At 45.5% G+C, this 20,803-nt stretch carries 18 protein-coding genes; 8 read left to right on the forward strand and 10 right to left on the reverse strand.

Annotated elements, in window-relative coordinates; translation table 11 throughout:
* Positions 1-54: 54 nt before the first annotated feature.
* The 3 genes from QUB51_RS16740 to QUB51_RS16750 all read right to left on the reverse strand — a co-directional run bounded on the left by QUB51_RS16740 (position 55) and on the right by QUB51_RS16750 (position 6,934).
* Positions 55-1,095 carry a shikimate dehydrogenase gene (locus tag QUB51_RS16740; protein ID WP_333054508.1) on the reverse strand — a complete coding sequence of 347 codons (1,041 nt, stop codon included), beginning with the start codon at positions 1,093-1,095 and terminating at the stop codon, positions 55-57.
* A gap of 103 nt (positions 1,096-1,198) precedes the next feature.
* Positions 1,199-2,563 carry a P-loop NTPase fold protein gene (locus QUB51_RS16745; RefSeq protein ID WP_333054506.1) on the reverse strand — a complete coding sequence of 455 codons (1,365 nt, stop codon included), beginning with the start codon at positions 2,561-2,563 and terminating at the stop codon, positions 1,199-1,201.
* Between the two features lie 1,599 nt (positions 2,564-4,162).
* Entirely contained in the window at positions 4,163-6,934 is a 2,772-nt protein-coding gene (locus QUB51_RS16750) for a phycobilisome rod-core linker polypeptide (protein ID WP_333054505.1), read from the reverse strand.
* 655 nt (positions 6,935-7,589) lie between these two features.
* On the opposite strand from QUB51_RS16750, the gene QUB51_RS16755 reads away from it, so the two are divergent.
* Both QUB51_RS16755 and QUB51_RS16760 read left to right on the forward strand, forming a co-directional pair.
* Positions 7,590-8,771, forward strand: coding sequence for a class I SAM-dependent methyltransferase (locus QUB51_RS16755; RefSeq protein WP_333262010.1), 1,182 nt, complete (start codon positions 7,590-7,592; stop codon positions 8,769-8,771).
* A gap of 408 nt (positions 8,772-9,179) precedes the next feature.
* Positions 9,180-9,425 (forward strand): hypothetical protein, encoded by a 246-nt coding sequence (locus QUB51_RS16760; RefSeq protein ID WP_333262007.1) that lies wholly within the window; start codon positions 9,180-9,182, stop codon positions 9,423-9,425.
* 348 nt (positions 9,426-9,773) lie between these two features.
* Here QUB51_RS16760 and QUB51_RS16765 read toward each other — a convergent pair whose 3' ends face one another.
* Positions 9,774-10,997 carry a PIN domain-containing protein gene (locus QUB51_RS16765; RefSeq protein ID WP_333262004.1) on the reverse strand — a complete coding sequence of 408 codons (1,224 nt, stop codon included), beginning with the start codon at positions 10,995-10,997 and terminating at the stop codon, positions 9,774-9,776.
* 102 nt (positions 10,998-11,099) lie between these two features.
* Here QUB51_RS16765 and QUB51_RS16770 point away from each other — a divergent pair, with 102 nt between their 5' ends.
* From QUB51_RS16770 to QUB51_RS16785, 4 genes are all read left to right on the forward strand, one after another.
* On the forward strand, positions 11,100-11,315 hold the full coding sequence (locus tag QUB51_RS16770) for a hypothetical protein (RefSeq protein WP_333298242.1): 216 nt from the start codon (positions 11,100-11,102) through the stop codon (positions 11,313-11,315).
* Between the two features lie 185 nt (positions 11,316-11,500).
* Positions 11,501-11,725, forward strand: coding sequence for a DUF433 domain-containing protein (locus tag QUB51_RS16775; protein ID WP_106332354.1), 225 nt, complete (start codon positions 11,501-11,503; stop codon positions 11,723-11,725).
* A complete protein-coding gene (locus QUB51_RS16780; protein WP_333261998.1) occupies positions 11,722-11,997 on the forward strand; it encodes a hypothetical protein in 276 nt (91 codons plus the stop codon). The genes QUB51_RS16775 and QUB51_RS16780 overlap by 4 nt, the downstream gene beginning before the upstream one ends.
* Before the next feature lie 9 nt (positions 11,998-12,006).
* A complete protein-coding gene (locus QUB51_RS16785) occupies positions 12,007-12,201 on the forward strand; it encodes a hypothetical protein (RefSeq protein ID WP_333261995.1) in 195 nt (64 codons plus the stop codon).
* Positions 12,202-12,373: 172 nt separating this feature from the next.
* Here QUB51_RS16785 and QUB51_RS16790 read toward each other — a convergent pair whose 3' ends face one another.
* Both QUB51_RS16790 and QUB51_RS16795 read right to left on the reverse strand, forming a co-directional pair.
* Positions 12,374-12,574 carry a hypothetical protein gene (locus QUB51_RS16790; RefSeq protein WP_333054503.1) on the reverse strand — a complete coding sequence of 67 codons (201 nt, stop codon included), beginning with the start codon at positions 12,572-12,574 and terminating at the stop codon, positions 12,374-12,376.
* A 478-nt stretch (positions 12,575-13,052) separates the two neighbouring features.
* Entirely contained in the window at positions 13,053-13,451 is a 399-nt protein-coding gene (locus QUB51_RS16795) for a DUF4342 domain-containing protein (RefSeq protein ID WP_333261992.1), read from the reverse strand.
* Between the two features lie 829 nt (positions 13,452-14,280).
* Here QUB51_RS16795 and QUB51_RS16800 point away from each other — a divergent pair.
* Both QUB51_RS16800 and QUB51_RS16805 read left to right on the forward strand, forming a co-directional pair.
* Positions 14,281-14,448, forward strand: coding sequence for a hypothetical protein (locus QUB51_RS16800; protein ID WP_333054501.1), 168 nt, complete (start codon positions 14,281-14,283; stop codon positions 14,446-14,448).
* A gap of 432 nt (positions 14,449-14,880) precedes the next feature.
* The gene (locus QUB51_RS16805; protein WP_333054500.1) at positions 14,881-16,365 is read left to right on the forward strand and encodes an ATP-binding protein; all 1,485 of its coding nucleotides are present in this window, start codon (positions 14,881-14,883) and stop codon (positions 16,363-16,365) included.
* Positions 16,366-16,554: 189 nt separating this feature from the next.
* On the opposite strand, the gene QUB51_RS16810 is transcribed toward QUB51_RS16805, so the two are convergent.
* The 4 genes from QUB51_RS16810 to QUB51_RS16825 form a co-directional block, all read right to left on the reverse strand.
* Positions 16,555-16,935 (reverse strand): hypothetical protein, encoded by a 381-nt coding sequence (locus QUB51_RS16810; RefSeq protein WP_333054499.1) that lies wholly within the window; start codon positions 16,933-16,935, stop codon positions 16,555-16,557.
* A gap of 117 nt (positions 16,936-17,052) precedes the next feature.
* Positions 17,053-18,021: a protein translocase subunit SecF gene (secF, locus tag QUB51_RS16815; protein ID WP_333054498.1), complete on the reverse strand. Its 969-nt coding sequence runs from the start codon at positions 18,019-18,021 to the stop codon at positions 17,053-17,055.
* A gap of 194 nt (positions 18,022-18,215) precedes the next feature.
* Positions 18,216-19,613 (reverse strand): protein translocase subunit SecD, encoded by a 1,398-nt coding sequence (gene secD / locus QUB51_RS16820; RefSeq protein WP_333054497.1) that lies wholly within the window; start codon positions 19,611-19,613, stop codon positions 18,216-18,218.
* A gap of 182 nt (positions 19,614-19,795) precedes the next feature.
* On the reverse strand, positions 19,796-20,779 hold the full coding sequence (locus QUB51_RS16825; RefSeq protein WP_333109434.1) for an alpha-ketoacid dehydrogenase subunit beta: 984 nt from the start codon (positions 20,777-20,779) through the stop codon (positions 19,796-19,798).
* Between the last annotated feature and the right edge of the window lie 24 nt (positions 20,780-20,803).

Consider the following 20,803-nt stretch of genomic DNA (forward strand, 5'->3'; position numbering starts at 1 on the left):
AATTCCTGCTTATAGGAATTCTGAAAACTACAGCTACTTTTTGAAGAAATGGCATTAATCTAGACCTAAATGCTGGCGCAAGGCTTGGCGCATCACATCGACTGGGACGGATTCTTGATCCAGCCAAATTTTTAAGGCGGCTGCTCCTTGTTGAACTAGCATGGGGAGTCCGTCAATAGCTCGCGCTCCCCGAAGCTTCGCATCTTTGAGAAACTGGGTAGGATTAGGGGTGTAAATTAAATCATAGACGATCGCACCTGCTGAAATTCGATCGATCTCACCAGCCGCAACCGGCGACTTTTCCCCCTGCGGATACATCCCCACAGGCGTCGTGTTCACCAGCAAATCTGCCTGCGAGATTAAGCTTGACAAATTATCCCAAGTATGCACCTGCAAATTATGCACGGGCATCGGAGAATTGACCCAACTCTGCTGAAATTCCCCTAAATTTTGTTCGTTGCGGCCGACAACGTGAATCTCTGCACATCCCAATTGAGCGCATCCAGCCACAACAGCTCTCGCGGCCCCGCCATTCCCCAAAATTACCGCTACTTTCTGACTCCAATCGGAACCCCCCCTAGCCCCCCCTTGGTAAGGGGGGGGACAGGATTCAACAGCCGTATTGCCCGTTTCTTCGGAACCCCCCCTAGCCCCCCCTTGGTAAGGGGGGGGACAGGATTCGACTGCCGTATTGCCCGTTTCTTCGGAATCCCCCCTAGCCCCCCCTTGGTAAGGGGGGGTTGGGGGGGTTTGCAGGGGCGCGAGAAAGCCTTCAACGTCTGTATTTGTGCCGCACCAACCTTTGTCAGTCAGGTATACGGTATTGACTGCGCCGATCGATCGGGCGATCGGGGAAACTTCTGACAACAGCGGTAAGATTGCTTGTTTGTGGGGAATCGTGATGCTAAATCCCCGAACGCCGATCGCCGCAAATCCTGCAAGAGCAGCTTTTAAATCCCCTGGTTTTACCGGAAACGGCAAGTAAACAAAATCGACTCCCAAGTGGGAAATAGCAGCATTGTGCATCGCCGGCGACAAAGAATGTTCGACGGGATGACCAATTACTCCCAACAGTTTAGTCGTGCCTTTAATCATTTTTGTTAGTTGACTGTTGACTGTTTATGATTAGGCGGAGATAACTCTCAACCATGAACCATCAACCATCAACTCTCAACCATCAACTGTCAACTGTCAACTCTCAACTCTCAACTGTTTCCCGAAACTCTTTGGCGTCAGCCAAAATCGGATTGACATCAAACCAATAATCTTCGCCGTAACGGTATTCAAAAACCCAGAGACTCCGCAGCAATATTTGGTATTTAGTTTCCCCGTTCACAGTTTTGGTAACGGATACTTGGCGCAGCAATTGCCACTCATCAGGTTCGATCGCCAAAGTAAGCTGGTGGCGGCGCTGGACGATCACATTTTCCAAAGTTTCCCGCGACAGAGGAGGGTCTTGTTTCTGCAGACAGCCATACAGTAGTTGCAGCAAATTGCGGACATGACCGCCGCTGACTCGACACAGGCGATCGAGAGTTTCCGCAGAGTCGAAAACTTTGCCCACCAAAGCATAGCGCTGTGAAGGATGCACCGTTGGAAAAGCCCGCGCCAGAACCATTTGCCGCAGCAATTCCACACCCTCAGAACACTCAGAACCATCGCTAAACTGCACCGGCACCATCGGCAAAACCTTCGGATCTACCCCAAATCGATTGGTCAACTGGCCCAAATCGTTAGAGAAAATCAGCACCAAAGGAATTGTATACACGACGTGGCAATTTAGTCTTGCCAATTGTTCGCCGCGATCGACAAACAGGTATTCCGGCTGCAGTCGCCCCGTCGGTTTCGCGCACAGGTGTATGCGATCGAGATTGTCGATAATTACCACAAGTCCCTGTTTTCCCTGGCGTTTCAGTTCTTGGTTAGCCGGTTCCAGCAACTCCTTATTCAGTGCATCTAAAATTACGTTAGTTCGCGGCTCCAAATATTGCCTTAACTCCGATCGCAGATTCGGAGCATCTTTCGCCTTAGCAGTAATTTTCCCAATTCCCAAAGACAGAGAAAATTCTCCCTCCGTGCTGGCATTTATTTCCCCAAAACCAGGGACATTAGCTTCAGCACTCAAGTCTATTTGAGTTTGAAAAACATCAGCAACCCCTTTGAGCAAAGCTTTAAAACCCGTCGGTTGCAGCTTGATTTTCATTTTCTCGATACTTTCGCTCACCTGACGAGCAACGCTCAATAAAATGTCAGTGATATCTACATCTGCCATGTCTAAGTCTTTACTCGACTCAAAATAAACAACATGAAATCCTTGTTGCTGCAATTGAGCTTGTAGCCGCAGCAATTCAGTTGATTTACCAGAGCCGATGTGACCGGTGAATAATTGACAGGTAGGTGAATCGGGGGACAGACGGCTGATGGTGCGCTCCAATTGTTCTACGATCGTGCCGCCCCGCACTGAAGAGAAATCGATATAGTATTGTCGGTCTTGTTGATTTGCTACTGCCAGGGTGTAGCTGGGATTGCAGGCGCTATAAAATTTCTGTAAATTTAGTTCCATACCCTGTTCCATCTTTCACAACATTATGCCCTAATACCTTATTCATTTCGCTACTTTACTAATCAGAACAAGTGGCCCGTTTATTGTGCTGTTTTATTTTGCGGTCAATATCTTGATGTAGCTCATACAAATTTAGATTTTAGATTTTAGATTTTAGATTTTAGATGGGTAATGACTCATCACTATCGCGTTTGGGTTCTTCCCTCCCTGGTCCTTCTTTTTTTAAACTTTTATCATAATACGCGCTAACCAATTATACCTAATTTTTGCCTATAGGGAATGAAGGGAAATCACTAATGCCCGATAACTAGGTAATGGATCTGTCTGTGCCGATCGCAATTTTGTATATTGAAATCAACGACGAAGAGTGGGCGGTAATGTTCTCGCGTTAAAGTGGCTATTTGAGTACGGTTAACCGAATATCTAAAGGGCGGGTGCAAGTTTCCGCCCCGACTTCATAAACCAATATATTGTGTTTTCTATGCTGAATTGTCCGATAAATTATCCATATTCCGCCTCCGATACAAAAAATACTTGTTGTCAGTTTGAATAAAAAAACACGCTAGTATAGAAACCGCCAAGGCGGTTGCTATATCGCCATTAACCGATTAATCATGGCTGTAATTAATAATCCTAAGATTAGCGAAATCAATAAGCTAATCCGCATTTAAATTGCATAGTAAAATAAATTTTTTCTCTTGTGGGAAGTAGGGCTTGGGCCCGAAAGCCCGCCGTTAACATACAAATTAAATGCACAACAGCTTAGATCGACAAACCCATATTCTTTTCGTCCTATACTTTGTAGTTTGGTATTCTTGAGTGGCAGTTAGTTTAATTATTCAAATCCTAAATATACTCAGTACAGTCAATCGATTTTAGATTTTAGATTTTAGATTTTAGAGGCGACCCCACGGATAAATGCTCTTTCTTGAGGATTTTCGATTTTCGATTTTGGGTTGATTCCACGGATAAATCACGTGGCGGGTACCATCAAGAAATTCGTGGTCAGAGACCATACTGAATTGCCAACCATTTCTCACGCTTGCCTGCCCGTTATCAAATTTCTCAGTCTCATCAAACTGTGGTTCAATTTAGTCCACTTAAGTGGACTTCAGCTATGAGACAGGGATTTCAATCCCTGTCGGACTCTCGGACTCATCGATCGACCCCGATCGCACTTTTGGGGCGATCGGGTTTTGCTTTGAGTCCTAGCAGTGATAGAAATCCCCGTCGAGAGAGTTAAAGTCGGTTTTAACTGACATCTTGCAGCAATATCAATAAGAGGATTTTTCGTGGGGTCGGGCGGGTTTATAGAACCTATTTGCAAGCTTTAAGGCTGTTGGCGAACCCGCCCCTAGGGCTAATTGAGAATGGTGCAAGATATCAGTTAAAACCGACTGAAACGCCAAATCAAACGATCGCCCACCTCAGTCCTCATAGCAAGGACTTTAGCTAGGACACAGGGAGTTCAATCCCTGTCGGACTATGGGACTCGCCGATCGATCAACAGCGTAACATTACCAAAAATCCCCCGCTACAGCATTACCATAGCGAGGGATTTTTGTCAACCTACAAAATCAACTTTCTTGCAGTTTGTTGTTAGCTTCTGTCGATCGCAGCCACAGGCTCAAAACTCGGAACCACAATTTCACCATTCTGCTTAGTCAACTGGTTGTACAGTCTTTCAGTATTCGGGAAATTAGCAGCAGGTAGAGTCGGGAAGCGGCGGTAAGGAACAGTATCCTCACCAAAAGCCTCAGCATATTCAACGCTGTTCAACATCGCGTTGATAAAGCCCTTAATCCCTTTACTTGCCAAGATTTGGTTATAAGTCCGAATCTCCGCTTGATTGCGAGGAGCACGGCCCAAGAAGTGCTTCGTACCCAACTCAATTACCTTAGTATTGGGATAAGGTGCGTAGAACTGTTTGATGTACAGCGACGAGCAGCCCAAAGCCTCAATGAACTCCTTGAGATTGATTTCATTGTTGCCCAGTTTGCTTTCGAGCGCCGTGAATTCATTCTTCACAACGTAGGGGTTTAAATCGCGTTCAAAAATTTGACGGTAAGCAGCTTGAATTAAAGTTTTCAAAGCTACTTTGTCCGAAGTTGTCGTCAGCTTGAACATCTTAGTTTGTTCGCGCCGCTTGCTAACACCTTGAGCAATCCGACTTTGCAACTCGATATCGCCTCGGTTGCCTGCTGTACCCAGTTCAATAAACCGAGGAGTTTCGGGCGTCTGAGCTTGGAAATTTTGCTCAGCGATGGAACCCGATCGCATCGTCCGCATCGACAAACCACCGGGAGTCACATAGCGCTCGTAGGGCACTGTATCTTCCCCGAAAGCTTCGTTGTACTCCATGCTGTCCATGATGCTATCGACTAGCGCGTAGAAACCCTTCTTGGCGCAAATGTCAAAGTAAGCGTTCATTTCCTGACGGCCGTAGGTAGGGCGTCCCAGGAGTCGGCGGTGAATGTACTCGATCGCCTTACAAACGTAGAGCTTGCTCCAGTACATATTGCGGAACACATCAGACTTCGCCAACATCCGAATAAACTCGCGCATCGGAATCTCGCCGTTTTCCAGCTTAATTTCCGCTACCTTTTGGCGCTGCCCGTCGAACACATCGCGACCAAACACTTGCAGGTAAGCAGCCCGAATCACCGCTTGGGTGGAACTTTCGGTATATTTGACACTGGAAGAATTGCTGTAGCTGCTGGAGACACCGCGGGCAGTTTTCTTGGAAGCAACATAGTTGCTCGGTAACTGGTCTAATTTAAAGACCTTGGGGCCCAGAGAACCAGGAGCAGCACCGCGAGCCGCCGGATTGCTCAACTGATTGTCAATCCCCGCACCTTGACGGATCAGGATACGGCGAGTGTCTTTGCCGAAGGGAGCTGGACGGCTCTTGGGGTTGCGAGTTTCTTTCGGGAAAATCGCGCCGAACTGAATTTCTAAGGGGTCATTGCCAACACCGTAAACGTGCTGGTCTGGCAGAGGCTGGGTGTAGCCAGCAAACAAGGTGATGAACTGAGGAACCTTGCGGAACGGAGCGCTGAAATTGAACAAATCAATTTGCGGGCCCCAGTTGCGACACTCCTGAGCTTCTTGGCCCAAACCGCGCAGGTAAGGCACTGTTTCTTCGCCGAAGTAGTCGGAATACTCCTGGGAATAAACCATCGCGTCTACGAGGGCTGGCAGGCCGCCTTTGCTGACGATCGCAAAATACTTGCTAAATTCCTCCCGCGAGCTCAAACCGCGGCCCAAGAAGTGGCGGGCGGCAAGTTCTACAGCGCGGCTGTTGACAAACGGCTCGTAGAATTGCTGACGGTACAGAGGAGATTTGCCAAGGCGGCGAATAAACTCTTTCATCGAGATTTCGCCATTTTTGACCTTGGATTCCAAGTCAGAAATGCTTTGGCTGTATGCGCGGGTAATATCGCGCTCGAATACTTGGCGGTAAGCTGCTTTGACTACTTCTATCTTTTCGGCCGAAGACAGACCGGTTTTCATGACGAATTTCGATCGGCGCTCGGCTGCGTTGAAGTAAATCTGAGGCAGTTGCAGCCCTTGCTGGTCGTTGCTTTCGCGCTGCCGCACCTTGTCTGAAGGTGTGGGAGCTTTGAATTCGGTAATTGCTACGTCGAAATACTGTCCGACGATCGCACTAGCCTCTGCATTGTTTCGGAAATAGCCCAAAGATGCTGCCTTCATTTCCTGCATTGCCACAATTGTGGCCGCCGAAGAGCAAGCATTTTCGATGATTTCCCGCAATCCGCGCACGTTCACCGAAATAATATTCGGGTCGCCAGCGACAATTGCGTAGGTGATGTAACGCAAAAACCAGCTCAAGTCCCGCAGAGATTTGGTCATGTTGCCCGGGCCGTAGCGCGAGACATTGATCGGCTGAAATCCTGCTGGGATTGGGCCGCTGTAGCCGCCACCGTTGCCAGAAAATAGATTTCCTAGCCCCAAGAATCCGCCGCCGCCACCGCCGTTGCCGCCAGAGCGGCTTTCTACGTAGGTGACATTTCCCAGTTTCATGCCTTCAGAGACATTCGCCGAACCGCCACGTGCCGCCCCTGCTACAGCCATCGCAGGTTCTTGTGGTCTTTCCAAAAATGCCAGCGGGGAACCGCCGGTAAAAATCCGGTTAGCTGCGCGGGATACTATCAGTTCCGAGTTTTGGGTCAGCGTCGCAGAGATATCGATCCGAAGAGCCCCGGAACTGAAATAACTTGCCAGTTCGCTGAGTTCGCCCCGCTGTAGAAAGCGGTCTTGCTGTTCTGCTTGCGAAATTGTTGCGACCGGTACAGTTTGATATAGTTGCGGACGCGCAACCGAGCTTCCACCACTTGCTTTTACAGTCATTAGACTCTTTCGCTCCCTATCTAAATCGTTGCAGCATTTAACCAGACTAACCTTGCCTTCTCATGCAGGTCAAAGTAGGTATTTTTGCTTTGTTTACTTTTTGCCTTTACCTGTCACGAGGTTCGGGCGCGCTTACTTTCTTAGATTAAAATGTTTTGGTTTCATCTTTCTGCCTGCGGGTAAATGTCCGATCCGAAGGCAGGCACGGGGTACTCCCTCCGCTGCGATCCGTCGGTATACCCGTGGAAAAAAAGACTCGGCAGGAGAGTTGCCTTTGGGCGATTGCAGCCAGTGCCTTGAATTAAAGGAAAAGAAAATCAAAAATTTTCTTCTGCCTGTTTCGAGACCTGTTGCTCTTTTGAAAGACGCCTCCGCTTTACCCGACAGTTCAGCGGTGGGCTATTGACAGTCCTCGTTTGTTAAAAAGCCTGTCGAGATTTATTGTATAGATTTAAGAGAGCTTATATGAGAAAAAATGATAAGTTTTATTACGCAGAAGCTGTCAACCGATTTTAGATTTTAGATTTTAGATTTTAGATTGAAGAATCGACCCCACCGATAAATCCGGGGGGCGCGGATCAAATTGCTGTCGGTCAGTGGTCAGCGGTCAGTTGTCAGTCCAATCCCGAATCCCCAAGCCCAACAAATGTCACCTATGGATACTACACCCGATATCAGTGCTGCCGTGCGGCGGCTTTACGATACTTTCCCTTTCCCGCCCGATCCTTTGTCAGATGAACCGCCCCCAGGCTACAACTGGCGCTGGAGTTGGCCTGATGCTTACAATTTTTGCACTGGCCAAAAGCCGCCAAAACTAGATGTTCGGATTTTAGATGCTGGCTGCGGCACGGGTTCGAGTACCGATTATCTGATTCACCTCAATCCCGAAGCTTCGGTGACGGCGATCGACCTGAGTGCGGGTGCTTTGAAGGTAGCACAAGAACGCTGTCGGCGCTCTGGAGCGCGGGAAGCTGATTTCCGCCACCTCAGCCTGTACGATGCGGCTGAGTTAGATGGCGAGTTTGATTTGATCAACTGCGTGGGCGTGCTGCACCACTTACCCGATCCGATCCGGGGCATTCAAGCCCTGGCGGCGAAGTTGGCGGCGGGCGGTTTGATGCACATTTTTGTGTATGCTGAGCTCGGACGCTGGGAAATTCAACTCATGCAAAGGGCGATCGGACTTCTCCAAGGTTCCCAAAAAGGTGACTATCCCGATGGTGTGAAAGTCGGTCGTCAAATCTTTGCTTCTCTACCAGAAAACAACCGTCTTGTCAAGTACGAAAAACAGCGTTGGGCAGGAGAAAATCAGCGGGACGAATGTTTTGCTGATATGTACGTTCACCCGCAGGAAATTGACTACAATATCGAGACTTTGTTCGAGTTAATTGACGCTTCGGGATTGGAATTTATCGGTTTCTCAAATCCGGGATATTGGCAGTTAGAAAGACTTTTGGGGAAAGCGCCGGAATTGATAGAAAGAGCTCAGGGTTTGACGGAACGGGAGCTTTATCGATTAATTGAATTGTTGGATACGGAAATCACTCATTACGAGTTTTTCTTGGGCAAAAAGCCTGTTAATAAGATTGATTGGTCGGACGATAAGGCACTTTTGGCGGCAATTCCTGAGTTGAGTGGTTGTATGCACGGTTGGCCGAGTCAACAAGTGTTTGATTGCAATTACCAATTGGTCAATTTGTCAAGTGCTGAATTTGAGTTTTTGCAAGGTTGCAATACCAGAACTGTGGGAGAGATTTTGGCGGATGTGGAGATGGGATTGGATGAAGTGCGATCGATCTTATCAAAACAGCTAATTTTGCTCACACCGAAATTATAGGGCTTTTTCATTATGTGAACGAACCGCGAAGACGCGAAGTGCGCGAAGGAAGAACTGCATCTGCTTCTTTCTCTTCCTTCGCGTCCTTCGTGCCTTCGCGGTTCATTTAATCTTACTCCCGGTAAAATCCGAAATGGATTGACACAGGCCCCCGTCTGCGGCTACGCTTTGAAGTTAGAGGTTGCTTTGCTTGTAGAGGAAGTAGCCCGCGTCGCCCAAAAATCTAGTTGCACTGCCCAAAGCTGCTGGTAACAGCAATGGACAGCATAACCGCCAAACTGGGACTAGCAGTCTGGAGGCTAACGGAGTATCTTAACATCCTCTGTAGCCGCCCTGCTATGTGTTGAAATGCGGGGCGGCTGGGTTTTTGGGTTTTTCTAGAAAACCTAAAACCAGGAGAACATAATTATGTCACAGGAATTCGTGCCTGACGACAACAAATTTGCACGGCCAAATGACGACTCAGCAGCAGAATCGGAACAGGATGTGGTTTGTGTAACGGTGACAGGTTCGCCCAAGGGTGTCAGGGAAACCATACTCACCTTGTACCGCCTGGGATTTGCCCAAGTTGGCGATTGGAGTCCCGTACAACGTGCAGCTAATCCGAACCAAGTGATGAGTGTGCTGATTCGCCGTCGGAAGCGCAAAGCGTAGGTGTTTGCTCGTTCCCAGGCTAAGGCCTGGGAACACATTCCATGAGCATCTGCCTCCTGTTTTTATTTTTATCCGTTAGCGAGGCAGAGCCTCTGAATCTCGGTTCCCACGCTCTAGCCTGGGAACCAGTTAATAAGACCAACAAATATCAGGCACGTTATTTTACTAAATCAGGATAAGAGCATATCCTGATTTAGAGGCTGAAACATCTATAAATCAAGCTAGGCGGGGAAAATCAAAAATCCCCGCCTAAGCCCTATAACCCTTGCAGCTACATCAAGATATGGTAGGAATTAGCAACACAATTCAGATTTTCACATCTAAGTAAAACCGTTAATTTATCTAATATTATTCATCCTCACACTCAATGATTGAACTAATAAATATTTCATTTAAATCATTATCAGGATTGATATTAACATATTTTATAACAGGATCACATAAAGTATTATTTTCATCTCTAGTGAACATAAGCGTAAGTTCTACATCAGAATAAATACCATCATAAGATGGTTGAACGATTATTTCTCTTTCTTCTTTTACAAAAGAAGGTATATCATATTCTTCATCATCATCATCTTCATATACCAATCTAGTGTAATTTATCTTGACATCACAACCTATAATAACTGCTATTTTAAATGTTACTAAAACTTGATTGATGTCAAAACCATCAACATTGATTAATGAAGATTTAACAATATGTATTAAGGAACTACCACCAATATATACTGTTTTAACGTTAATTCGAGTCTTTACACTACCCCATTCAAGTGAACTATCATTTATGCCCACTGAAAAATTAAACTCTAAAAATTTCTTCTTTATTTCTTCTTTTATGTCGTCTTGTTTATCCTGAAACAATTCATAAATTTCACTAAACTCATCAGAATCAATACCTTCATTTATACTTTCTAATAAATCCTCAAGACTTTTGAAATAACAAAGATGTGTGTTTTTTGTTGAAATACAATAATTTTCCCAATCAGAATCACCGCTAACGACACAAATTATTTGATTTTTATCTTGTGCCGCTTTTTGAAGGGCTAAAAGTGCAAAAGCATCTGGAAATTCATTTTTCTTTTTTTCACTAAATGGGGGAGTACAAGAAAAATAACTTTTAAAAACATCATCTACTGAAACCCCATCAATGTCGATTATCTCTAATTTAGCTTTTTCAAACAAAACTTCAAATTTGTTTTGAATCTCCTGATTAATTTGCTCAAAATCAGGTACTAAATCTTCAACTTGTTTTTTGAATTGATTAAGCAAGGTCGATTTAGTAGGAATTGTTATTTTAGGACTATCTTTAGATGGTTGAAATTTTTTGTGAAGCAATCCATGTACAAAATGATTGATAACTTGAGAAATTAATTGTGCTTGTTCAGTAATATGTTTTCTTACTTCATGAATAGTAATAGAAGTTACAAACAATTTTATTTTTTCTTCTCGAACAAACGTAATTAAAGCTTTCCATTGTGTTGAATCATAGCTTAAATGAGACTTATAAAAAACTTCTGTATCAAGAGCAACTAACAAAGGAAAACGTTTTATTGTCTTTTTTGTAGCCATTTATCTTAACTCTCAGTTGTACACCCAACTGCTAAATGTATCATAAAGCTAGCCTTATCGCCATCGTACCAACCTTGCCATAACCATAAAAACCGTATAACTGTGCGAGCCGTGGCAGTGCCAGACACGGTTAGGGTGCGATTGTGCGAGCGTTACCGTGGCAGACGTGAATCACCCCAAAACCCCCTAGACCGCGCTAAATGGTTCCATTTTGAAGCCGTGCCAGCCGTGCCAGCCGTCGGAGATGTGGAGCCGATCGCCCCGTGTCGATCGGACTGCCGCCAATTTTGGAGTCTTATTGGTGGAAAACCCTACTAAATTCGGCAGACATCAAAGCCTGTCTTGCTTTTGCCGCAGACCATGAGAAAACTGATCTGCCTTGGCTACTTTCAACGTCAGGGTTCTTTTTTTTCTCCCTACTTGCTCAAACCTGAAATCCTAACCTAAACAAACCAGGATTATTTGCAGTTATAATTACGCTTATTAGTACAAAATATTGCTTTATGGACTACCACGACATAATCACAATTGAACCGGGAAAACGCAGTGGCAAACCATGTATTCGGGGAATGCGAATCACCGTCTACGACATCTTAGAATATCTCGCCGGTGGCATGACAGAAGCAGAAATTCTGGAAGATTTTTCAGAATTAACTTCGGCAGACATCAAAGCCTGCCTTGCTTTTGCCGCAGATCGTGAAAAAAAGTTATTTGTGGCATCCCTGTGAAACTACTGTTGGACAAAAATCCGGGATATTGGCAGTTAGAAAGACTTTTGAGCAAAGCGCCGGAATTGATAGAAAGAGCTCAGGGTTTGACGGAACGGGAGCTTTATCGATTAATTGAATTGTTGGATACGGAAATCACTCATTATGAGTTTTTCTTGGGCAAAAAGCCTGTTAATAAAATTGATTGGTCGGACGATCTGGCACTTTTGGCGGCAATTCCAGAGTTGAGTGGTTGTATGCACGGTTGGCCTAGTCAACAAGTGTTTGATTGAAACTACCAATTGCTCAATTTGTCAAGTGCTGAATTTGAGTTTTTGCAAGGTTGTGTACCCCCCCCAGACAGGGCGGGCACGGGGGCACCGCCCCTACAAGGTGGTGAGAAGACTGTTGGGGAGATTTTGGGGAATGTGGAGATTGGATTGGATGAAGTGCGATCGATCTTATCAAAACAGCTAATTTTGCTAACACCGAGTTGAGTCGTAGTCGTAGGGTGTGTCAGTCGCCGTTATTTTCGCTAAAAATCGATAATCTACGAACTGACGCACCCTACAAGAAGAGTCGTAGGGTGCGTCAGTTAGTGTTACTTGCACTAAAAATGGATAATCTCGAACTGACGTACCTTACCATTTCTGTTAAATTCCCAATTAATCAAGGCTTTACAGTTGGAGGATTAACAGCCGTAATTTGTGAATAACGAGCGAAATCAGCAATGTTAAAAGTTAGGATATGGGTTAAACCATGAACTAGCATAGCAGCTACTAGCCGCGCATCATAAACGTTAACACCTACAACCTTATTTGCGATCGCCAGTCGCTCCCATTCTTGATAAATTGCTTCGGTATCCAACAACAGAGGAAAAAGCTGTTTTAAGCGATTAATTTCTGCCTATCCTTCTATTGCAGTACGCCCTAATCCATGTCTCTGAATCGGGCGCGTGCAAACGTTGCTTAACTCTCGGTTTGGACTAAGGAATGAGAATTAAATAACTTCCACAAGTTTGTGGAAGTTATTTCTCATTCCTCAGTTCCCAGGCTCCAGCCTGGGAACCAGTTAATCCTGGATGCACGTACTAGGATTTCCTGTCATTGCGAACGTAGTGAAGCAAGTCTGACTGGTGGTTGGATTTTTGCCCGTAGCAATCCCTAGTTTTTCTTGCAATTATTCAATGATTTTTTGCAGCCCCAGTACCATTTCTACAAGTTAAGCTTGGCTCAACTGCTATATTTCGGTTTTTTTCTGCTTTCTGGTTGCTGCGGGCTTTTTCATTGGTTTATTTTACCAACTTTTGTCACCGAAGTTTTTTTGACCTGAATCCTTACGAATTTTTTTATTCTGTTCTTTCAATGATGATGGTCATGTGAGCTACTAATGCACCTATCGCTCCTACTGCTGCAATGACTGGAAACAACGCCGCACCGATGACTCCGCCGACTACTCCCACTGTCAAAGGAACTTCTACTAAGATCCGTCCCTCTTCATTTTTGATAATGATGCGGCGGATATTTCCTTCGTGAATCAGTTCTTTAACTTTAGCAACCAAATCGTCGCCGTTAATTTTTACCTCCTCGACGCTAACTTTTTCCTGAGTATAAGCAGGAGTTTCTAGAGGAGTCGTTTCAAAATTAACCTCAGCAACTTTTTGGGCCGAAACTTTTTCAGATACAGGTATTGATTCGAGTTCTCTTGTCCCGACAGGTTCTTGTTCGCGATCTGTAGGTGTGTCCATTTTTTGTTCTCCTTTTAGGTAAAAGTATTTTTGTATAGAATTATATTGAAATATAACACGCCACTTTTTTTCTATCAATCATTCTTTTGGGTGATATTGCTGCGGGTGCTATGGTGCTTTTCTCTATTGATCTTTGACGGTGAGAGCCTAAAATCCTTCCTCAGTGGGCGTTAGCAGCCGACTTCACTTGTGCCGTTTGGTTAACTGTCTGCTTCTGGCCCTCGCACCGCCTAATCCTTGAAAAGCGTCCAATCCAGACAACGAAAGGATGAGAGCGACTTCCACACTCTCAGAGACTCAGGCTCAACAGGTGTACAGGTTGAAATACTGACATTGTACTGAAAGTACGATCGTCCCGCCGTGTATACAATTACCACCTCTCGTTCGGGAAACCGCACATGAAAACCGTCGCTTACTTTCCTCAAATGTTATTTCAATTTAGCTCAGTGCGATCGCCACATCAAACCCGACCCCCCGAGGTTCCTCAAATCAACATCTTAGAGTTTCTAATGAGAATTGCCTAAAATCAAGGGGGAGGAGAAGTAATAATGATCGAAATATTACCGCAACTAAACCAACTTGTTCACATTGAAGTTGAATTTGGGGAAACGGAAAGGTAAAATAGAATTATTTGCTTCTGCTTCCTCTTGATTCTCCGTGTCCGATTTGCCAGCGACAAAGTTTGAATCTCAAGTTGGGAACCCGATGGTACTTTTCTGGAAAATTTTAAGGCACATCAAGCGGATGTGTCGAATGTGAGTTTTAGCTGCGATCGCACAACTTTAGCATCTGCCGGGAAAAATTTCGTTGGTGAAGCTTTGGAGTCTCGATGCGGCTAAAGTATAAGCTGCCGAACTTGACAAATTGCTCGCCATCGGCTGTCCTTGGCTCTGAGACTACCTACAATACAATCTTCGGGTTGAGTGCGATCGGCATTTGTGCAAAAAAACTGACAATTGACATTTCTTGGCAATTGCCGGAAACCTGTTTTGCCTGAATTTTCAAATCGGGCGATCGGCTGCTGATTTGTCGCTATTCTTGTCTTATTGTAATATAATTTTACGCAAGGGGCAATACGAAATGTACTGCCACAGGTCGCAGATGTCTATCCATCTGAACCAATTTAATGTCATCAAACATTAAAAATAGTTATGACTGTTATATTCGGATTAGTAAAATCTTGGATATATAAAATTCAATACATAGTCAGGTTTCAAAGGGGTGTCTGCTGTTAAATCAATCTAACCTGCAATATCATTTCTGGTGACACCAGCACGATTTAAGGAAAAAAATCCTGCTGAATTAACTGGATTCGAGGGAGCAGAGGAAAGTTGATGACTAAGCTATAAAAAGAGTTGAAAAAGCCTTCTAAATAGTAGGCAATACTCCAGCAGCAAACCACAACTGCCAATTACCAAAGGAGGGAGCAGTGTATGAAACTGACGGGTTGAGTCCCCTAAAATCGTCGCTTGGTTTGCGATCGACTCTACAGGAATTAACCCTGTACGACTTTCTCCTAGAATCTGAGTGTCCGGGAGACGAAGTTGCTAAAATTTTTCAAGCAAACCCTTTAGTTCCGGGCATCATCATCACTCAGCAAGGAAAGTTTATAGGGATGATTTCGCGGCGGCGTTATTTTGAACACATGAGCCGCCCCTACAGCTTGGAGTTATTTTCTCAACAGCCTTTGTTCATACTCTACCGCTTTACTAAAACTGATATGTTGGTTCTCGATCGCGACACCTCAATTATGACAGCAGTGCGGCAGTCTTTGGAGCGATCGCCCGAACTAATCCACGAACCAATTGTAGTACAAGTAGAACCGGAAACTTACAAACTTTTAGACGTACACCAACTGCTGCTTTCTCAGTTGCAAATTCACGAGTTATCAACCGTGGCGATGCGCGAGTCGCAAGCACAATTGAGACATCAAGCCCAACAGCTCGAACTTGCCCTGCTGGAACTTCAGCGCACTCAAACTCAACTAATTCAAACAGAAAAAATGTCTTCTTTGGGGCAGTTAGTAGCAGGAGTAGCTCACGAAATCAACAATCCCATCGGCTTTATCTACAGCAATTTGCACCACGCTAAAGAGTACACGCAAGCTTTAATGCAGATGCTCGAAATCTACAGGCAGCAGTGTCCCGCATTCATACCGGAAATTGCAGCGGAAGCGGAAAAAATAGAACTAGATTATTTGCTAGAAGACTTGCCCAGAGTCTTAAATTCTATGCAGCAAGGTGCAGAAAGAGTGCGCGACATCGTTTTGTCGCTGCGGAATTTTTGCAGATTAGACGAAGCTGAAATGAAGCAAGTCAACATTCACGACGGTATCAACAATACGATTATGCTTTTGCAAAGCCAGCTTAAAGGAAAACCGGGGCAGGAGGCGATCGAAATTCACAAAGAATACAGCGACTTGCCACTGGTGCAGTGCTATCCCGGACAACTCAATCAGGTATTTATGAATATTTTACTTAATGCAGTTTACGCTCTGGTTGAGTCTAATACATACGAAAATGTCGATAAAAAAAACGCAAATAAGTCGCAATTAGGCGAAAAAAATCAGTCTAGTACAAAGACTCAATCATCAGTTTCTAAGTCTACCCGCCTGATTCCTACGATTCTGATTCGCACCGAGTTAATTGATAAAAAAAAGGTAATAATTAAAATTTCTGACAACGGCCCGGGGATGACAGAAGATGTTCGGAAGCGGTTGTTTGACCCTTTCTTTACTACTAAGCCGGTCGGCCAAGGAACGGGTTTGGGACTGTCGATTAGCTATGAAATTGTTGTCAACCAACATGGCGGCGCATTGAAGTGCTTTTCGGAACCGGGAAAAGGAGCCGAATTTGCGATCGAAATTCCGCTTCAACAGTCTTCCCTCGCACAGATTTTGCCTCGCTTTGCGTGATACAACAGAAGGAAGTTCGGCAACGAGCAATGTACGGGATTTAACGGATTTAAAATAATTAGCATCTACTCAAAGGTGGTCAGAAACCGGGTTTTTCACCCTCATATTTGCTTGCAGCGCGCAGATTCGGTAAAAAACCCGGTTTCTTAGGTTGGAGTGCGTCTAGGACTAAAGAATAAAGCCCGTCGGCTACCGCGAACCTTTGCAAACCCACTTCCACAAAGGATGACTCGGCCCCTGTTGGCGAATGCGGCGAACTTGTTGTTCCAAACCCTGTTTTTCCCGCAGGGGCAACCCTCGCACCATATTGCGACTTTGCCAAGTTAGCACTCCCAAAGTCATCCCCAAGCACAAACCTAAACCGAGAGTGGGCCAGCGATGAAAAGATAAACCATAGCGCACCGCCGCCCAAGTGAAGTGTTCTAACCACAAACCGATTTCGCGGCGCAAACCCCAAATGCTCAAAGAACCGACGCTAATCCACAGCAATATCACCGTTAACCAGCGGCCGTAAACTGTTAGTTTGTGAAGCCTTTGGACTTCAATTTCAAAAGTTTGGTCAGTAGTCATTTGTTATTTGTCATTTGTCATTTGTCATTGGTTATTGGTTATTTGATGATTTATTATTAGTCAGTCAACAGTTAACCGTCAACAGTTAACCGTCAACAGTTAACTGTTAACAGTCAATTAAACTTCCTCGGACTGGTTGATTCCTTCTGCGGGGACGGGGATGGAGTGACCGGTGCGACTGCGCCACCAAGCTAGCAGCGTACTGGCAACGAAAATACTGGAATACGAACCAGCAATAAAACCGACAATCAAAGCTAAAGCAAAGTATTTGAGGGTTTCGCCACCAAACAAAAAGATTGAAAACAATGTCAGCAGCGTGGTAAACGTTGTGTTAATTGACCTTCCCAGCGTCTGCATGACAGCATCATCGACAATTTGATCGATCGACCGACCCGGATTTAGCTTGATTACTTCGCGCACGCGATCGTAAATTACCACAGTATCGTTAACAGAAAAACCGATAAGTGTCAAGAGCGCGACCACAAATAAACTATCAACTTCCAGTCCTTGAACTAAACCCAAAAACGAGAAAACACCAAGCGTGACCAACACGTCGTGAAGCACAGCCACAAAAGCAAAAAAGGCATAATCCAACTGAAATCGGAATGTCAGATAAGCAGTAATTCCAGCAAAAGAAACCAACAAAGCCAGCAAACCCGAAGTAAACAACTGTTTGCCGAGGGTAGGCCCAACCGTATCAATTTGAGTAGATTGAGGAGCAAAAGCGCCTATCTTTTCGCTCAAAGCTGTTTGCAAATTAGTTCGCTGTTCGACATCCAAAGTTTTTGTTCGCAGCGACAAACCCTGCTGTTCTTGGCCGATAACTTGAATGCTGCTACCTGCCAAACCTTGGGTGTCCAGGACTTGGCGGACAGCAGCAAGATCGATAGGTTTACAATTGTCCGGTTTTGTGCAGTCGAGTTCAAATTGCAACCGAGTGCCACCGATAAAATCTAAACTGGGGCGCAGTGGTGCGCGGATGTCGGGACGAGTCCAAGAAATCGCCATCGACACTATACCTGCGAGGATTATAGCGGCGGAAATACTCCACCAGAGCGATCGATATTTGATTACACTGAATTTCATAATTTGAAGGAAGAGGGAAGTTCGGCAACGGATTGTGTAAGCTGTTACGCATCTAAATTGTATTTTTGGGCGGGCGGGACGCCCACCCCACAAGAATTTGCTCGAATTTGATTGTCAAATGTAGATGCGCCTCACCTTAACGAATGTAACGGATGTAAGAAGGAAGGAAGAAGTCAACAGTCAACAGTCAACAGTTAACTATTAGCAGTTTTCGACAAATCGGGACAGAACAACTGAGGTTTCCGCAGGGCTGGAAAGCTCAATACTACGAACAGCAGAGTGCGGCTGCAAGTGAGCGCAGTAAACATACTCACTAATACGCCCAATGCCAGAGTTACAGCAAACCCTTTAACTAAACCAGCGCCCAACCAGAACAAAGCAACACAAGCAATAACTGTTGTGACGTTGCCGTCTAAAATGCTGGAAAAAGCGCGGTAAAAACCCGATTCGACCGATCGATAAAGCGATTTCCCCGCCCGCAACTCTTCGCGGGTGCGCTCAAAAATCAGCACGTTAGCATCCACAGCCATCCCGATGCTGAGCACAAAACCAGCAATTCCCGGCAGCGTTAATGTCACTCCCAAAAGCACGAAAGCTGCCCAAGTTAACAGAGCATAAATTAACAGCGCAATATTGGCAATTACGCCAGGGAGTCGATAGTAGGCAACCATGAAAATCAAGACTAAAATCAAGCCGCCGATACCTGCGTTAATACTGCTTTGAATGCTGTCTCTACCCAAGGTAGCGCCGACAGTACGGTTTTCTACAATTTCGACTGGTACCGGCAAAGCGCCGCCCCGCAGTTGCACTGCCAAATCGTTGGCTTCTTGGGTTGTAAAGTTGCCTTGAATTACGGCACTTCCACCAGTAATTCCTGTTTGGGCAAATTCAACGCCGACGACTGGAGAACTGATCATTCTATCGTCTAGGAAAATACCGATACTGCGTCCGGTGCCTGCTAAATTTTTAGTGAGTTGGGCAAATAGTTCGCCTCCTTTGGTATCGAAAACAAGAGCAACGTTCCAGTTGTTCCCAGAAGCCAAGGGTTGAGGTTGAGCGTCTTTGAGGTTTTCGCCGCCGAGGCCGCTGCTTTTGAAGAGTTTGGCGATCGCCTCATTGCTTCTTGTCAAAGCAGCCTGATTTTCTTTAATAGCTGCCTCATTCGGGCTAATTTTCAGTTCTGCTTGTTTGACCAGCAATTCCTGCTGCAACTGCCTTTCAATGCCCAATTGTGCTTCTGTTCCGGGCAGTTGTTCCAGAAATTCTAGCTTGGCCGTACCGCCCAAAACTCGTTCTGCTTGCTGCGGGTCATTTACTCCTGGCAACTGCACGAGAATTTGGTCTTCTCCTACTGTTTGGACTAATGCTTCGGAAACACCCAAACCGTTGACCCGGTTTTCGACAATCCGCCGCACTGCTTCTAACATTCCCTGGTCAATTTTGGGAATTGTGGGGGTAGTTTTTACTTGAATTGTGAGTTGCGACCCTCCTTGCAAGTCTAATCCCAGCCGCGTCGGAATTGTTACTATTACAGTAATGGCGGCGATGATTAGAACAAAAATTAGGGCTAATAGGGAACGTTGTTTTTGCATATTTAATTATTAGTCATTAGTCATTAGTCATTAGTCATTGGTCATTAGTCAGTAGTTAGGTGCAAGAAATAATCAATCGGTGCATCCGTTTTTTAGCATCAATGTCCTGCTGGATATCGTTAGTTTTAGCGAACAACAAAAGAGTGATAACTAATGACTAATGGCTAATGACTGATGACTATTTATACTCGCAAAGCTACCATTTTTTGGACGGCTTCGACAATTTGATTGGGCTGGACAATTGTCAGTCTTTCCAAATTGCCGTTGTAAGGTGTGGGAATATCTTGTGAAGACAGGCGCAAAACTGGTGCGTCGAGTTCGTCAAAAAATCGATCGCTGATTGAGGCAATTAGTTCGGCACCGATGCCTCCTGTTTTCATGCACTCCTCTACAATAATTACTTTGTGAGTTTTGCGAATGGATGCGCCGATGGTCTCCATGTCCAGGGGTTTGAGAGAAATTAGGTCGATCACTTCTGGATCGTAACCTTCTTTTACCAGGGCGGGCACGGCTTGCATGACGTGGTGCCGCATCCGGGAATAAGTCACGATTGTCACATCTTTGCCCGATCGCACAATTTCTGCTTTGTCCAGCGGCACTAAATATTCTGTTTCTGGCAAATTTTCTTTGAGGTTGTAAAGAAGAACGTGCTCGAAAAACAGAACGGGGTTATCGTCGCGGATGGCTGATTTTAAGAGTCCTTTGGCGTTGTAGGGAGTCGAACAGGCGACTATTTTCAAACCCGGTACTGCTTGGAAATATGCTTCTAACCGCTGGGAGTGTTCGGCGCCGAGTTGCCGGCCCACGCCCCCGGGCCCACGAATTACCATTGGCATTTTGAAGTTGCCGCCCGATGTGTAGCGCAGCATTCCGGCGTTGTTGGAAATTTGGTTGAAGGCCAGCAGCAAAAAGCCCATGTTCATGCCTTCGATGACCGGCCGCAATCCCGTCATTGCTGCGCCTACTGCCATACCCGTAAAGCTATTTTCGGCGATCGGGGTGTCGAGCACTCTAAGTTCGCCGTATTTGTTGTAGAGGTCTTTGGTGACTTTGTAGGAACCGCCGTATTGGCCTACGTCTTCGCCGAGTACGAATACGGCGGAGTCGCGGGCCATTTCTTCGTCTAACGCCTCGCGGAGGGCGTTGAAAAGTAAGGTTTCTGCCATAGGAGGTGAAGCAATGATTGCAGG

The sequence above is a fragment of the Microcoleus sp. AT8-A3 genome, from assembly GCF_036705675.1.
In the GTDB taxonomy this organism is placed as follows: Bacteria; Cyanobacteriota; Cyanobacteriia; order Cyanobacteriales; family Microcoleaceae; genus Microcoleus.